Raw genomic sequence first — 14,424 nt, 5'->3', positions numbered from 1 at the left:
AGGGATGCCGTCATGAGCCGCACGGGATCTCCGTGCGGTGCGGCTGAGGGGAACACCATGCACGAGCTGGGAATCGTGTTCAACATCATCGAGAGCGTCGAGCAGGTGGCCGCTGAGAACGGCATCGCCCGCGTGTCGACGGTGACGCTGGAGCTCGGCGAGGTCTCGGGAATCGTTCCGGAGTACCTCGCCGACTGCTGGCGCTGGGCGTGCTCGAAGAAGCCGCTCATGGACGGTTGCGAGCTCGTGTTGGAGCAGGTGGATGCCCTGACGTTCTGCGAGGGTTGCGGCGAGACCTATGCGACGGTTGCGCATGGGAAGACCTGCCCGCACTGCGGGAGTGGGAAGACGTACCTGGTACAGGGTCAGGAAGCCGTCATCAAGGAGATCGCCACTGCGGAGGCCGGCTAGGGGCCGGGTTTGTTTCGGCCCTCTATGCCGCCGCAACGCCGCCGTGCCATTCGGTCTCGCTGGTGTGAGGTCCATGAGCATGCGCTGCGGTGTGCCAGGGCGGAGAACGTGTGCCGGAGCGGAGAAAACCGGTTTGGTGTGGGTTTTGGAATTTGCCTTTGAATTCTCGTCGGTTTGGTGTGGGTTTTGACCGGGAGCCGTGGTAGATCGCTTCTATTCAGGACAAAACCCACAGGTCAAGAGCTTGCATAAATTGGTGCTACCTACGTCAAGCTAGTAAACCCACACCAAACCGACGAAAAAAGACGCGTCGAAATCAAAACCCACACCAAACCGTTGAAAACCGGTCATGTGCCGAAACCCGGCATAGGATGGGGCGGAGGCCGCGGGCCCCAGGGGGACGACCGTGCACCACTTTCGGGACGCGATACGCTCCGGCGCCCATGCCCGCGCCGCCTGCTCACATGGGCCTGAAAACATACTCGCGACCGTGCTTTCAGGCAGAATGCCCGTGAAGATGCCTCGAGATGACGTTTTGCCCTCATCCCATGCATGCAGTCGCGCTCTGTGCGGCGCTGCGGTCAGACTGATGGGGGCGTGAGCTGACGCCAACGCTTGGCAGGCAGCTTAAAAAACGGTACGGAGAACCCTAGATTTTTACTGAGTTGCCGTTGCGAGGAAGATGCTCGTGTATTTAGGAGTACGAGGGTCTTTTGCCGAATCAGCGCGGGCTGAACTAACCAACCACGTAAGCGACGCTGCGGCTTTTTGCTACACTGTGTAGACGCGCGCCTCCGTAGCTCAGGGGATAGAGCACCGCTCTCCTAAAGCGGGTGTCGGCCGTTCGAATCGGCCCGGGGGCACCAGGGAAACCAGCAGGTCGGAGGCGGTAAAAGCTTCTGACCTGTTTTTTTGCGTCGAATATCCCCGTGTTTGAAAACAAATGTAGAGCATCGACGCAACGGTGCCAGAAATAAGAACCAGACCTCTGCTTCCAAAAACGATCATGCAAACCGATAGACACATGGTGTTTTGGGGCGGGCATAGCTCCTCCGGTCACGCACGCTCTCACCTTGGGAACAGCAGGTACCCGCGGCCCTCTTCATCCTCCACGGCGCGGATGCGCACGTTGAAGACGCGCTGCAGAACGCCCTGATCAAGCACGTCTTCCGGTGTCCCGGCGCAGACGATGCGTCCCCCGTCCATCACGGCGATCTCGTCGGCGTAGCGGAGCGCCAGGTCCAGGTCGTGGATCACCGTGAGCACGGTACGGCCCTCGTGTGCCAACGCGCGTGCGAGCGCGAGGACCTCGTGGCACCCGGCAGCGTCGAGGTAGGTGGTCGGCTCATCCATGAGGAGCACCGGCGTCTCCTGGGCTGCGACGAGTGCGATCCGCGCCCGTTGCCGCTGCCCACCCGAGAGGCGGTCCACCCAGGCATCCGCGAGGTCAGTGAGGCCAACCAGACCGAGCGCTCGCCCAACGGCCTCCCCATCGTTTGCTGCNCGGGGATCAGGAAGAAGATGTAGTGCGCCCGCGCGCCGAGGCGCTCGGCCTCGCGGGTGATCTCGCAGACCTCGTCGCGGTTCCACTGCAGGACGGTGGTGTGGATCTGGAACGGCAGGCCCGCGCGCCGGCAGGCCTCGATGCCGGCCATGGTGCGGTCGAAGGCGCCGGGCAGGCCGCGGAACTGGTCGTGGCGGTCGCGGTCGAGGCTGTCGACCGAGATGCCCATGGCCGCCGCACCGGCCTCCTTCAGCTTGGCGGCGACGGCGTCGGTGATGAGGGTGCCGTTCGTTCCGAAGACGGGGCGGAGCCCGCGGCCGGCGGCGTAGGACACCAGCTCGTAGATATCGGGGCGCATGAGCGGCTCGCCGCCCGAGAAGATCATGACACGGAAGCCCGCTCGCGCGATCCCGTCGATCATCTCCTTCGCCTCGGCGGTCGAGAGCTCGCGGTCGGTGCGCTCCGCGGCGTCTTGATAGCAGTGTTCGCACCGCAGGTTGCAGCGGTTCGTCGTCATCCACGACACGATCATGGTGTTGTCCCCTCTATTCGGCGGCTCCATGGTAGCGGATAACGTAACGTCGCGGTCAAGGGAGGGGGTTGGCGGACGCGCTACAATAGTGAGCATTGGCGGTTTGAGAGGGAGGTGCCGTGGACGGCAGCGGACTCATGACGGTCGGCGCGCTCGCCCGGCGTGCAGGCGTGACGGTGCGCACGATCCAGTTCTACGATCAGAAGGGCCTTCTCGCCCCAACCTCCCTCAGCCCTTCCCACCAGCGCCTCTACTCCGCGGAGGATGAGGCGAAGCTCTATCGGATCCTCACGCTCAAGCGCCTGGGCCTGACCCTGTCCGAGATTCGCGCGGCCTCGGTTGAATCGGGCGAGGATCTGCGGCAGGTTATCGCGCGGAGCCGGGGAGCGCTCGACGACGAATGGCTGAGGCTGGTGAAGGACCTCTCTGTCCTGCGCATCCTCGAAGGGGAGCTCGCCGGTGGCGACGAGGTCGATTGGCGTCGCATCGCGCAGGCGATCGACGCCGCCGACGCCGGTGTCGAGGAGCGCTGGGAGGCGGGCTTTCGCACCGAGGGCGGTGCGGTCTCGTTCCCGCGCGAGGAGCTCATGGCCTGGCACGTGCTCATGGGCGACACGATTTCCGCGCTGAACGAGGGTGAGCCCGTCGACGGGCCCCGGGCGCGCGATCTCGCCCGGCGCTACCTCTGCCTCGGCGGTGCCGAGCGGGCCGCGGCAGGTCTCGAGCAGATGGAGCAGGCGTTCGAGGCCTCGGGACGCGCGCGCTCGAACAGGACGGATTACCGTGTGCTGCAGGACCGGGTGATGGGTTTCCTGCAGGAGGCGGTGGATGCCGCGTTCTCAGACTGATCCCACGTAACGCAGCGGGGTAACGCAGCGGGGCCGCGCTTCCGGGAGCGCGGCCCCGCCTTGTGCGTTCCGGGTATGCGGTCCGTCGGCCTAGCGCCGGCGACGCAGGTGGATGACGCCGGTCGCTGTGGCGATCACACCGCCCAGCCCAGCGACGATCCCGGCGATGAGGCCGCCGTCGCCCGTTTTCGGAAGCGTCGCGCGTGCGCCCTTGGGAGCGGCTTTGCCCTTCTTGGCCTGCTGCACGGCCTGTGAGGCGTTGCCCGCGCCCTGGCCTGCGCTCGCATCAGATCCCTGGCTGGACCCATNGGCGGCAGCCACCCGCGGCAGGCGCACGTGCGTGAGGATCGCCGCTACCTCGCCGCTCACGCCCCGTCCGGAGACCCAGGCCAGCAGGTCGCCCGCGCTCACCGAGGTGGAGCCGAGCGAGAGGGCGAGGGCCGCGACGAGTACTAGCGCCCCCGCGACCCCCGCTATCGCGCAGATGCTCCTACGCGTACAGCGCATCGTAGATGACCTGGTAGGCCTCATCCCAGCGCTCGCAGGGCTTATGCAGGAAAAGCGCGGGGTCGAGCGCCTGGTAGCGGTTGTTCCGCACCGCTGAGAGCTCGGCCCATGCGGGGTTCTCGGCCGTGGACGCCTCGAGGTGCTTGCGCGCGGCGTCGTCCGTGTTCCCCATGGGCACGATGAGGATGCAGCCCGGGTTGTCCTTGATCACGGCCTCCGTGCTGTACTCCCGAAGCAGGCTCTGATCGGTGTCGGCGACGTTCACGCCGCCGAGCTCGGTCACGATGGATCCCACGGCGGTGTCGGAGCCCTGCACCCGCGTGCCGCCCGAGTAGGTGACGGCGGCGAGCACGCTCGGGTGCGTGTCGGCGGGAACCTTTGCCTTGATGGCGTCGACGCGGTCGGCCACATCCTGGCCGTTCTCCTGGTAGAGATCGTCGCGGCCGGTGATCTCGGTGCAGGTCTTCAGCATCGCGAGGTAGTCTTCGAAGGTCGTGACCTTGAAACAGGCCGCGGTGATGCCGGCGTCCTCGAGGGACTGGGCGAGCTCGACCTGCGAGGTGTTGCCCCCGCGGCCGCCCGAACCGCTGGTCAGGATCACGAAGTCGGGCTTGAGCGCGATGATCGCCTCAAGGTCAGGGGAGGAAAAATCTCCCACGTCGGTCGCCTGCGAGGAGATGCTGTAATCTTTTGCCGCATCGCTCGACGCACCCACGAGGGTTCCGCCGGCGAGCTCCCAGATATGCGCGAAGCTGCCCATGCAGGCCACCACGCGCTCGGGGCTCTCAACCGTGACCTCCTTGCCGCGGGCGTCGGTGAACGTCACCGCCTGAGCCGTGGCGGCAGCCGTTGTTTCGCTTCCCGTCGCGTCTGAGCCCGCCGACCCCGTGGGTGTCGCGGCGCAGCCGGCACCTGTCGCCAGGACGAGGGCGCAGGCCCCCACCAGCGCGGCCCGCAAAGCCGATCTCCGCGCGTCCTTTATCGTCACGTTCTCATACCAAGCCATGATGCATCCTTCCCGCTGCTGGCTTACCCGCCGCCTACGATGCGCAGGCGAGCCCCATACCGTGGGCGCAGTAATCGTCCTGCGCCATGACGTCTCCTTGGTGGTAGTAGGCCGCACGGGCGCGGCATCCGCCGCAGCCCTCGGCGAACTCGCAGCTGCCGCAGGCGCCGGAGTAGGCGCGGGTGCGCAGGCGCTTGAAGATCGGCGACGAGGCCCAGATCTCATCGAAGGGCTGCTCGCGCACGTCGCCCGCCTCGTCGACCATGTAGGCGCAGGGCCTCACGATGCCCTCGCTGCCCACCACGCAGTAGGTGAGGCCGGCCAGGCAGCCGCGGCTGAAGCGCGTCTCGACGCCCAGCTGCTTGGCCACGCGGGTGAACTGCGGGGCGCAGGTGGGCTTGACCTCGATGGAGACCTCCGTCGAGGTGTGCATGATCTGGCAGAGGAGATCCTCGTTGGCAACCACGTCGAGGGCCTCGGGCTGCACGTTCACGCCGCGGCCCACGGGGATCAGGAAGAAGATGTAGTGCGCCCGCGCGCCGAGGCGCTCGGCCTCGCGGGTGATCTCGCAGACCTCGTCGCGGTTCCACTGCAGGACGGTGGTGTGGATCTGGAACGGCAGGCCCGCGCGCCGGCAGGCCTCGATGCCGGCCATGGTGCGGTCGAAGGCGCCGGGCAGGCCGCGGAACTGGTCGTGGCGGTCGCGGTCGAGGCTGTCGACCGAGATGCCCATGGCCGCCGCACCGGCCTCCTTCAGCTTGGCGGCGACGGCGTCGGTGATGAGGGTGCCGTTCGTTCCGAAGACGGGGCGGAGCCCGCGGCCGGCGGCGTAGGACACCAGCTCGTAGATATCGGGGCGCATGAGCGGCTCGCCGCCCGAGAAGATCATGACACGGAAGCCCGCTCGCGCGATCCCGTCGATCATCTCCTTCGCCTCGGCGGTCGAGAGCTCGCGGTCGGTGCGCTCCGCGGCGTCTTGATAGCAGTGTTCGCACCGCAGGTTGCAGCGGTTCGTCGTCATCCACGACACGATCATGGTGTTGTCCCCTCTATTCGGCGGCTCCATGGTAGCGGATAACGTAACGTCGCGGTCAAGGGAGGGGGTTGGCGGACGCGCTACAATAGTGAGCATTGGCGGTTTGAGAGGGAGGTGCCGTGGACGGCAGCGGACTCATGACGGTCGGCGCGCTCGCCCGGCGTGCAGGCGTGACGGTGCGCACGATCCAGTTCTACGATCAGAAGGGCCTTCTCGCCCCAACCTCCCTCAGCCCTTCCCACCAGCGCCTCTACTCCGCGGAGGATGAGGCGAAGCTCTATCGGATCCTCACGCTCAAGCGCCTGGGCCTGACCCTGTCCGAGATTCGCGCGGCCTCGGTTGAATCGGGCGAGGATCTGCGGCAGGTTATCGCGCGGAGCCGGGGAGCGCTCGACGACGAATGGCTGAGGCTGGTGAAGGACCTCTCTGTCCTGCGCATCCTCGAAGGGGAGCTCGCCGGTGGCGACGAGGTCGATTGGCGTCGCATCGCGCAGGCGATCGACGCCGCCGACGCCGGTGTCGAGGAGCGCTGGGAGGCGGGCTTTCGCACCGAGGGCGGTGCGGTCTCGTTCCCGCGCGAGGAGCTCATGGCCTGGCACGTGCTCATGGGCGACACGATTTCCGCGCTGAACGAGGGTGAGCCCGTCGACGGGCCCCGGGCGCGCGATCTCGCCCGGCGCTACCTCTGCCTCGGCGGTGCCGAGCGGGCCGCGGCAGGTCTCGAGCAGATGGAGCAGGCGTTCGAGGCCTCGGGACGCGCGCGCTCGAACAGGACGGATTACCGTGTGCTGCAGGACCGGGTGATGGGTTTCCTGCAGGAGGCGGTGGATGCCGCGTTCTCAGACTGATCCCACGTAACGCAGCGGGGTAACGCAGCGGGGCCGCGCTTCCGGGAGCGCGGCCCCGCCTTGTGCGTTCCGGGTATGCGGTCCGTCGGCCTAGCGCCGGCGACGCAGGTGGATGACGCCGGTCGCTGTGGCGATCACACCGCCCAGCCCAGCGACGATCCCGGCGATGAGGCCGCCGTCGCCCGTTTTCGGAAGCGTCGCGCGTGCGCCCTTGGGAGCGGCTTTGCCCTTCTTGGCCTGCTGCACGGCCTGTGAGGCGTTGCCCGCGCCCTGGCCTGCGCTCGCATCAGATCCCTGGCTGGACCCATTGCCGGAGCCGTTGCCTGAACCGTTCTGGTCCTCCGCCTTCGGGGTGTAGGGCGTGACCGCGTTCGACCCGGGGTTCTCGCCCGCGCCGCCCGTGGCGTTGAGCACCTTCGCCCGCACGAGCACGGTCGAGGATACGGCGTCGCCGCCCGTGCCGTGGCGCCCGCTCGTCGTGGGGAAGCCCTCGGGCGCGCTGTCGCCGCCCGTAGCCGTGAGCTCGTTCACGTCCACGACACCGGATCCGCTGATGCCGTTGCCGGCCTTGCCCTGGTAGGACTCGCCGCCCTGGGCGACCAGGGTGCCGGGGCCGCTGATCTTCGAACCCTCGCCCATGACGATGCCGTGCCCGCCGTTCGACGGGTACACGTAATCGACCTTGCCGCCCGTGGCCGCGAGGGAGGATCCCTCGGCCAGGGTGAGTGCGCTGCCGGGCTTCATCTCGATGGCGTTCTGGCCGGCGAGGCTCGCGGCGCCCACGTCGCCCGCCACGATGTTGGTGCCGCGCACGGTCACCGCGCCCTCGACGGCCACCGGGCTCGTGGGGGTCGGCGCGTCGACGGAGCCGTCGGTCAGGTAGTGCGCGTGGCTGTTGAGGTCGAGATCCTCCATCGTCGCCCCGTCGTGCAGGGTGACGGTGTTCGTCGTCGTGGCGTCCTTGCCCGAGATGGTCCCGTACACGTCGACCGGGCCGAAGGCCACGGAGTCCACGAGCGTGAGCTTGGCACCTTTCGCCACGACCACGCGAACGCTCGAGTTGATCTTCATGTTGTGGATGGTCACATCGGCGCCAGCGGGGATGGTCAGGGTCTCGCTGTCGTAGGCCTTCGCGCCGCTGCCTATCTGGCCGTACACGCCGCTCTCATGGCTGCCGTAGATGTTCTTGAGGTGCGTCGGAACGGTCGCGTTGCCGGTGTTCGGAATCTCGTAGGGCTCCATATCCCAGTCCGCGGTTTCGGTGTCGAGCTGGGAGAAGCGCTCGGCGAGGGTCTCGAGGCCGCTGTAGATGCGGAAGGGGACCGCGTTGGTGGTCGCGCTGCGGACGCCGTCGGTCACGGTGGCGCTCACGTAGTAGGTGCCCGGCGTATCGGGCGCCCCGCCAACCAGGACCGAGTCGTAGAGCAGCGATGCCGACATGCCGCTGCCGGCCGGCGTCACCGAGAAGCTCANCCTTGCGCCGCCCGGGCTTGTGCCCGGGGGGCGCCGGGTTCCCGCCGATCTTGGGGCCATGGCCCCGGTTCCCGTGTTCCGCTGCCGATGAGGGGAGCGGGCCGGGGCGCGCGACCCTGGTCTCGCGTTCGCTGTCCCACTGTTCGCTTTTATGCTCCAGCTGATGTCTACACGCGGGCGGACGGCGGTGACCGCGGGCGAGTCCGGCGCCCTCGGGTGGGCGGATGGTGCCTGCAAGCATGGCAAACGAATGCTTGCGGGCACTGCGTTTGCAGGCGGGTGACGGTGCCCGGCGAGCGACCCCGGCGCCTACGGGCGGATTTGGTTTCTGAGAGTAGATGCCGGCGACCTCAAATTGCATTTTTTCGAGCTATGCATAGTCGTTTGCTGACAGGCTGAGTACGAATCGAAAAAGTCCTGGTCACAGCTGGTGCATTTTTTTGAGTTCTGCATAGAGAGGGTCATAGCGAGGCCTATTCGCAGGGAAATCTATTCATAGCTCAAGAAAATGCAATACGGCCCGGCGGTCCACAGAGGCTCGAATCCGCAATATAGCCCAACGGCCCATTGAGGTCCGAATCTGCAACACAACCAGGTGCCCATCGCAGCCCGAATCTGCAACACAACCCGGACCATCGAGGTCCAAATCCTCATTACAACTCAGCTCATTGAGGATCAAATCGCTTTCGGCTTCGATCGTGTGCCAAGCCTTGGCTCATGTAACAAGCCCCGGCGTCGGCAACCGTGCTTCGACGCTTGCCGTTCCCCATCGCGGCTCCGTATGGACCAGAAAACATACTCGCGACCGCCTTCTCAGGCAAAACGCCTTTTGAGCTGCCCCGAGAAGGCGTTCTGCTCCCATTCCATGTGCGCGGCCACGTCACGACACCCTGCGTCCGCCCGGTGTCCGCCACGCAATCCTGCCCCACACCGCCGCCTGGTGTGCCAACCTGATCACGCCGCAACACCCGACACGCCGACCTGCTGGCTCCACGTTGACGGGTGGCACGCCACACACTCCGGCCCGCTGGCAATCCCCGTCCGTGCACAGCGCATAGCAACCGGATAAAGATTGGCGCCCCGCGATGCACGGNGCCTCGCCGTCCCCCTCGGTGACCGTGAGGCCGAGCTTGTTGGTGGGGGTGTTGTTGAGCCCGCCGCCTCCGCCGGAGCTCGCCGACGCGCGGGCGGCGAAGGGCTGAGCGGAGCTCGCGGCCGTGGGCGTCCCGGTCTTGCCGGTTGTCGAGACGAAGGCCTGCAGCTCACCGGTGAGCGCGGCGCTGATGGGCTTGACCACGGTCACGGGGAAGGTCATCGAGGCGGTGTCCTCCGTGCCGTCCGTCTTTGTGGCTCGCGCGGTGAGGGTGACGGTGTAGGTGCCGGGGGTCTCAGCCGTGCCCGCGAGGGCGAGCTTGCCGTTCGCGACCGAGGCGGTGAGGCCCGAGGCCGCGTCCACGGTGGCGCTGAGCGTTGCCTCGGCCGCCTTGGTGCCCTTGACCTCGACGTCTATGGCCTCGGAGGCAGCGCTCCCCTGTACGAGCGAGGTGAAGGACCGCTGGACCGCGCTGAGGGCCAGCGGCGCGTAGGCGCTCTCAGAGGGCGTGCCGATGTTCTCCGGCTCGACGGTGGTGCCGGTGTAGGTGGCCGATCCGTTGTTCTCGATCTTCCCCGTGGCGAACGTGCAGTTCTCGAAGATCGCCGTGCCGTTGATGACGGGCGTGTTGGAGAAGTTCACATTCGAGAAGGTGACGGTGGCGCCCTGCTCGACCGTGACCGTCGATCCCACCCAGTCGCTGCGCCGGGTGGAGCGGAAGAAATCGATGTGGTCGACGGTTATGTTCGAGCCGGCGGGGAAGACCACCTTGAGATCGTTCGCATAGCCGATCTGGTGCGTCTTGGGTCCCTCACCGGAGAAGAAGCTGCTTTCCCAGCCGCGCAAAAGCGTGAACGAGCTCGGGATGGTGACCGTCCCGCCGGAGGTCACATCGGTTCCGAGGCGGAATTCGTTGGCGCCCTGGCTCACCGCGGTGGCGATCTGATCGGAGAAGTTCGGGTAGGTGTCCCGCATGAAGTACACCGTGTTCTCGGCGGCGGTTCGTTCAATTGGCGCAGCGGCCGTGCTGGCCTCATCTGCGAGGGCGGGGTGGGCGAGCGGGAGCCCGAGCCCGGCGACGATGGCGGCAGCGGCCACGGCGCCTCTGAAGGATAGGGACGCGCGCATGATTCCTCCTGTCTGAGGGCCTGACACCTCCATAGCAGTTGTGCAACTCTGTTATAGTAAACCATGTCTAACATAAAGTGCTCTAAGAGTTAGCAGATTCTAACTATGAAATTCGATACACGGTCATTCTTCGCCTTTGACGTGCCCTGCACCCTGGTTGCAGCAGGTGAGGAGTCGGAGGCCGCCCTCGCCTCCGCCGAGGCGCAGTGCGCGCGCTACGAGGATCTCTTCAGCCACACGCGCGCTGATTCCGATATCGGGCGCCTCAACCGCGCGGGCGGTGCCCCGGTGGCCGTTGATCCCGAGACGGCGGAGCTCGTGCGACTGTCACTCTCATACTGCGCGCGTTCGGGCGGCCGTTTCGACATCACGGCCGGTGNACCGGATAAAGATTGGCGCCCCGCGATGCACGGGGCGCCATTCAAGGCATGCTATCAAATTCACGCTGTCGATGCGGCCCGAGAGGTGATTCCGCGGGCGATCGCCGTTCTGCCAGGAAGGCGGCCAAACGCGCTACCGCCACCGACCCCACGGACAACCCTCGAGCTCGCGACGGCGCCGCAGGCGAGCGCCCCGCCGCTCGGTCCCCTGCGGGGCAACCCCGCTAGTTCCCGCCGCCCGTGCCCGAGCCGGTTGAGATCACAAGCGAGATCGTGGCGCCCGCCTCCTGCTCGCCGCCGGGGGAGTAGGAGATGACGCTGCCGCTCGGCACCGTGCTGCTGCTCTCGTTGCTCGAGACATAGTACTTGAGGCCCGCAGCCGCGAGCGTGCGCTGCGCCCGCTGCTGCGTCATGCCGACGAGCCCCAGGTTGTCGACGTTCACGGTCAGGGTCTTCGGGCCCTTCGAGACCACAAGGGTCACCTCGGTGCCCTTCTTGGCGCTGCCCGTCACGCTCTGGCTCATGACCTGGCCCTCGGCGTAGTCGTCGCTGTAGTCGCTGCCGCCGTTCACAACCTTGAAGCCGGCGGTCGACAGCGCGTTCGAGGCCTCGGTGTAGCTCTTGCCGAGCACGCCGGGGACGTTCACGGTCTCGGACGCCTTGGCCACCTGGTACTCGATCTCGGTGCCCTCGTCCACCGTGGTGCCGGCGTCCTGGCTCTGCCAGAAGACCGTGCCGGCGTCCACATCGTCGTTCTCCACCTCGGTGGCCTTGCCGGTGAGGTTCGCCGCCTTGAGCGCTGCCTCGGCCTCCGACTGCGTCATGCCGTCGAGGTCGGGCACCGAGACGGTCTTCACGGGCTCCGCGCCCTGGGAGATCACGACGGTCACCGCGGACCCCTTGTCGGCGGTGGTGCCGCCCTTCGGCGTCTGGTCTATGACCTTGCCCTTGTCGTTATCCGTGGAGTACTGCTCTTCAACCTTGACCGTGAAGCCGGACTCCTCGAGCTGGGATTGCGCCTCGTCCTGCGTCATACCCATCACGTTCGGCACGTTCACGCCGGCGGCGCTGTTGCCGATGAGGTTCGTGATGGCGAAGGCCGCGGCGGCGATGAGCACGATCGCGGCGATCACGATCGCGGCGACCTTGCCCTTGCCCATGCCGCGCTTCTCCTCGCCGGTGCCGGCGTAGGAGTCCGACAGGCCGACCCGCGCCGCCGCAGCCGTCTGCCCGGGGGCGGCGGCCTTGGCCATGACCTGCGTGTGGCTGTTCAGAAGGTTGGTGGGCGCCGCACCCGGGATGACGCGCGTGGGCTCCGGCACGTCGACCGCGCGCCCGGCGATGTAGGAGTTCAGCACCTCGCGGAGCTCGTCGGCCGACTGGAAGCGGTTTGCCGGATCCTTCTCCATGCACTTCAGGATGATCCGCTCGAGCGCCGGGTCCACACCGGGGTTCATCTGGCTCGGCGGGACGGGGATCTCGCTCACCTGCTTCATGGCGACGGAGATGGCGTCGTCGCCGTCGAAGGGCACCTGGCCCGTGGCGCACTCGTACATGACGACGCCGAGGGAGTAGATGTCGGACGTGGGGCCAAGCTCCTGGCCGCGCGTCTGCTCGGGGGAGACGTAGTGCGCGGTGCCGAGCACGTTGTTGTCCTGCGTGAGGTGGCTGTTCTTGGCGCGCGCGATGCCGAAGTCCATCACCTTGATGTTGCCGTCGGGCAGCACCATGATGTTCTGCGGCTTGATGTCGCGGTGGATTATCTCGTGCTTGTGGGCCACGGAGAGGGCGCCGCAGATCTGGGAGCCGATCTGGGCGACCTTCTGGGGATCGAGGGCACCGTGGCTGCGCACGCCGCTCTTGAGGTCGGTTCCGCGCAGGTACTCCATGACGATGTAGTAGGTGTCCCCGTCCTTGCCCCAGTCGTAGACCCCCACGATATAGGGACTGGAGAGGCCGGCCGCCGCCTTCGCCTCCTGTTTGAAGCGGGCGGCGAAGGTCGCGTCCCCCGCGTACTGAGGCAACATGATCTTGACCGCGACGGTGCGGTCGAGAACCTGGTCCTGAGCCCGGTAGACGGAGGCCATGCCACCGGCGCCGACCCTGTCCTTCAGGACGTAGCGCCCTCCGAGTACGTGCTGCTCTTCCATCAGTCGACTCCTTACAGTCCCTGCGCCTCGAGCGCCGCTGCAATCACCTTGGAGGCGAGGGCGGCGGCGGAGACGCCATGTTGATCGTAGTTCTCAACCATGACGGAGATCGCCACGGTGGGGTTATCGAAGGGGGCGAAACCCACGAATGCCGAGTTGACGTTCGTCGAGGAGGTCTCGGCGGTACCGGTCTTGCCGGCCACCTTGACGCCCGAGACGGAGGCGGCGTCGCCGGATCCGTCCTCGACGACGGCGAGCATGGCGTCCTTGAGCTCGGACGCCGACCCGGCGGAAAGAGCCTGACCGAGTGAGCGCGGCTGTGTCGTCTTCACGACGGTCCCCTCGGGAGAGAGGGTCTGTGCCACGACGTAGGGGTTCATGACGACGCCGTTGTTGGCGACGGCGGCGGCCATCACGGCCCCCTGCATTACCGTCGTCTGCGGACCGGGGGTGTGCCCCTGCCCGACCGGCTGCCCCGCGCCCGCCCAGGCGAGCTCCCACTCGGTCATGAGGCTCGGGTCGGGCATGATCGAGGCCGCGGTGGTGAAGTTGGAGCCGAGGCTCTGGCCGTACCCGAAGGCGCGGGCGAACTGCACGAGCTGATCGGCGCCCACCTCGTTGGCGACCTGGCCGAACACGGTGTTCGCCGAGTAGGCGAAGGCCGTGCGCAGCGAGATACGGCCGAAGTTGGTGCCGCGGATGTTGGTGACGTCGGCGCCGCCGATCTCCATGGAGCCCGGGGCGTCGTAGGTGCTCGTGAGCGTCGCGGTCCCCGTCTCCAGGGCGGCGGCGAGGGTCACGACCTTGAAGGTCGAGCCCGGGGTGTAGAGGGCCTGCGTGGCGCGGTCGTACATGCCCGACCCGCCTGACTGGGCGTCGGCGAGGGCGGACTGCACGTCGTCGTTGTTGTAGCTCGGCGAGCTCGCCCAGGCGAGGACCGCGCCGGTCTTCGGGTCGAGGACCACGATGGCGCCGGTGTAGCCGGAGAGCGTCTCCTCGGCGGCCTTCTGGATGCGCGAGTCGATCGTCAGCTTCACGGAGTTGCCGGGCTGCGTGGCGCCGGCGAGCGAGTTCAAGGCATTCTGCCAGCTTGAATAGTCCTTGGAGCCGGTCAAGGTGTCGTTCTGCGAGGCCTCGATGCCCGTTGACCCATACTGCATGGAGTAATAGCCCACGGCGTGCGCGGCGAGGTTGCCGTTGGGGTGCGAGCGCACGTAGGTGCCGTCCGACTGCTGGATCGACTCGGCGAGCGTGACGCCGTCGGAGGTGATGATGGAGCCGCGTTTCACGTAGGCGGCCTTCGCGATGGTATGGTTGTTGCTCGGCATGCTCTGGTACTCGCCGGCCTTGATGACCATCACATAGGTGAGGTTGCCGATGAGGGCGGCGAACAGCAAGGTGAAGAGCAGGACCTCGCGCGTCAGGCGGTTGGCCAGGGCGACGCGCCCGAGCACGCCGGACTCGGGGGTGTCGAGGACGCGGCGACGCAGGCGCGAGCCGGGGCGGGC

The 14,424-nt window shown here is 67.0% G+C and carries 11 protein-coding genes, 1 tRNA gene and 2 pseudogenes; 5 read left to right on the top strand and 9 right to left on the bottom strand.

Annotated features, from left to right (window positions below):
• The first annotated feature begins 57 nt into the window (after positions 1-57).
• Both CAP13_RS01230 and CAP13_RS01225 read left to right on the top strand, forming a co-directional pair.
• On the top strand, positions 58-411 hold the full coding sequence (locus CAP13_RS01230; protein ID WP_085829851.1) for a hydrogenase maturation nickel metallochaperone HypA: 354 nt from the start codon (positions 58-60) through the stop codon (positions 409-411).
• 790 nt (positions 412-1,201) lie between these two features.
• Positions 1,202-1,277: transfer RNA gene (locus tag CAP13_RS01225), tRNA-Arg, on the top strand.
• A 202-nt stretch (positions 1,278-1,479) separates the two neighbouring features.
• Here the strand turns inward: CAP13_RS01225 and CAP13_RS01220 are convergent.
• The 3 genes and pseudogenes from CAP13_RS01220 to CAP13_RS10450 form a co-directional block, all read right to left on the bottom strand.
• Positions 1,480-1,677, bottom strand: a complete 198-nt coding sequence (locus CAP13_RS01220; protein WP_085829850.1) for an ATP-binding cassette domain-containing protein — start codon at positions 1,675-1,677, stop codon at positions 1,480-1,482.
• A gap of 129 nt (positions 1,678-1,806) precedes the next feature.
• A pseudogene (locus CAP13_RS10455) lies at positions 1,807-2,001 on the bottom strand (hypothetical protein); the annotation flags it as partial.
• Positions 1,980-2,432 (bottom strand): annotated as a pseudogene (locus CAP13_RS10450) (radical SAM protein); the annotation flags it as partial. The pseudogenes CAP13_RS10450 and CAP13_RS10455, both read right to left, overlap by 22 nt.
• 134 nt (positions 2,433-2,566) lie before the next feature.
• On the opposite strand from CAP13_RS10450, the gene CAP13_RS01210 reads away from it, so the two are divergent.
• Positions 2,567-3,295, top strand: coding sequence for a MerR family transcriptional regulator (locus tag CAP13_RS01210; protein WP_085829845.1), 729 nt, complete (start codon positions 2,567-2,569; stop codon positions 3,293-3,295).
• A 90-nt stretch (positions 3,296-3,385) separates the two neighbouring features.
• On the opposite strand, the gene CAP13_RS01205 is transcribed toward CAP13_RS01210, so the two are convergent.
• From CAP13_RS01205 to nirJ2, 3 genes are read right to left on the bottom strand one after another with little or no spacing between them, the layout of a single operon-like run.
• Positions 3,386-3,802, bottom strand: coding sequence for an LPXTG cell wall anchor domain-containing protein (locus CAP13_RS01205; RefSeq protein ID WP_179184870.1), 417 nt, complete (start codon positions 3,800-3,802; stop codon positions 3,386-3,388).
• Positions 3,786-4,808, bottom strand: a complete 1,023-nt coding sequence (locus CAP13_RS01200; RefSeq protein ID WP_085829847.1) for an ABC transporter substrate-binding protein — start codon at positions 4,806-4,808, stop codon at positions 3,786-3,788. Before CAP13_RS01200 ends, CAP13_RS01205 begins: the two co-directional genes overlap by 17 nt.
• A 34-nt stretch (positions 4,809-4,842) precedes the next feature.
• Entirely contained in the window at positions 4,843-5,844 is a 1,002-nt protein-coding gene (nirJ2, locus tag CAP13_RS01195) for a putative heme d1 biosynthesis radical SAM protein NirJ2 (RefSeq protein ID WP_085829846.1), read from the bottom strand.
• 119 nt (positions 5,845-5,963) lie between these two features.
• Between nirJ2 and CAP13_RS01190 the strand changes: the two genes are divergently transcribed.
• Complete coding sequence (locus CAP13_RS01190; RefSeq protein ID WP_085829845.1) at positions 5,964-6,692, top strand: MerR family transcriptional regulator; 729 nt, start codon at positions 5,964-5,966, stop codon at positions 6,690-6,692.
• 90 nt (positions 6,693-6,782) lie between these two features.
• On the opposite strand, the gene CAP13_RS01185 is transcribed toward CAP13_RS01190, so the two are convergent.
• Positions 6,783-8,132 (bottom strand): LPXTG cell wall anchor domain-containing protein, encoded by a 1,350-nt coding sequence (locus tag CAP13_RS01185; protein ID WP_097677653.1) that lies wholly within the window; start codon positions 8,130-8,132, stop codon positions 6,783-6,785.
• A 2,359-nt stretch (positions 8,133-10,491) separates the two neighbouring features.
• On the opposite strand from CAP13_RS01185, the gene CAP13_RS10445 reads away from it, so the two are divergent.
• Positions 10,492-11,082 carry an FAD:protein FMN transferase gene (locus CAP13_RS10445; RefSeq protein ID WP_085829842.1) on the top strand — a complete coding sequence of 197 codons (591 nt, stop codon included), beginning with the start codon at positions 10,492-10,494 and terminating at the stop codon, positions 11,080-11,082.
• Here the strand turns inward: CAP13_RS10445 and pknB are convergent.
• Complete coding sequence (pknB, locus tag CAP13_RS01170) at positions 10,991-12,916, bottom strand: Stk1 family PASTA domain-containing Ser/Thr kinase (RefSeq protein ID WP_085829841.1); 1,926 nt, start codon at positions 12,914-12,916, stop codon at positions 10,991-10,993. The genes CAP13_RS10445 and pknB overlap by 92 nt on opposite strands.
• Before the next feature lie 11 nt (positions 12,917-12,927).
• On the bottom strand, positions 12,928-14,424 hold a 1,497-nt coding region (locus tag CAP13_RS01165; RefSeq protein ID WP_143764868.1), incomplete at its 5' end, for a peptidoglycan D,D-transpeptidase FtsI family protein.

It is taken from the genome of Collinsella vaginalis (assembly GCF_900176655.1).
GTDB classification, from domain to species: Bacteria; Actinomycetota; Coriobacteriia; order Coriobacteriales; family Coriobacteriaceae; genus Collinsella; species Collinsella vaginalis.
This window is presented reverse-complemented; position numbering and strand designations above follow the sequence as displayed.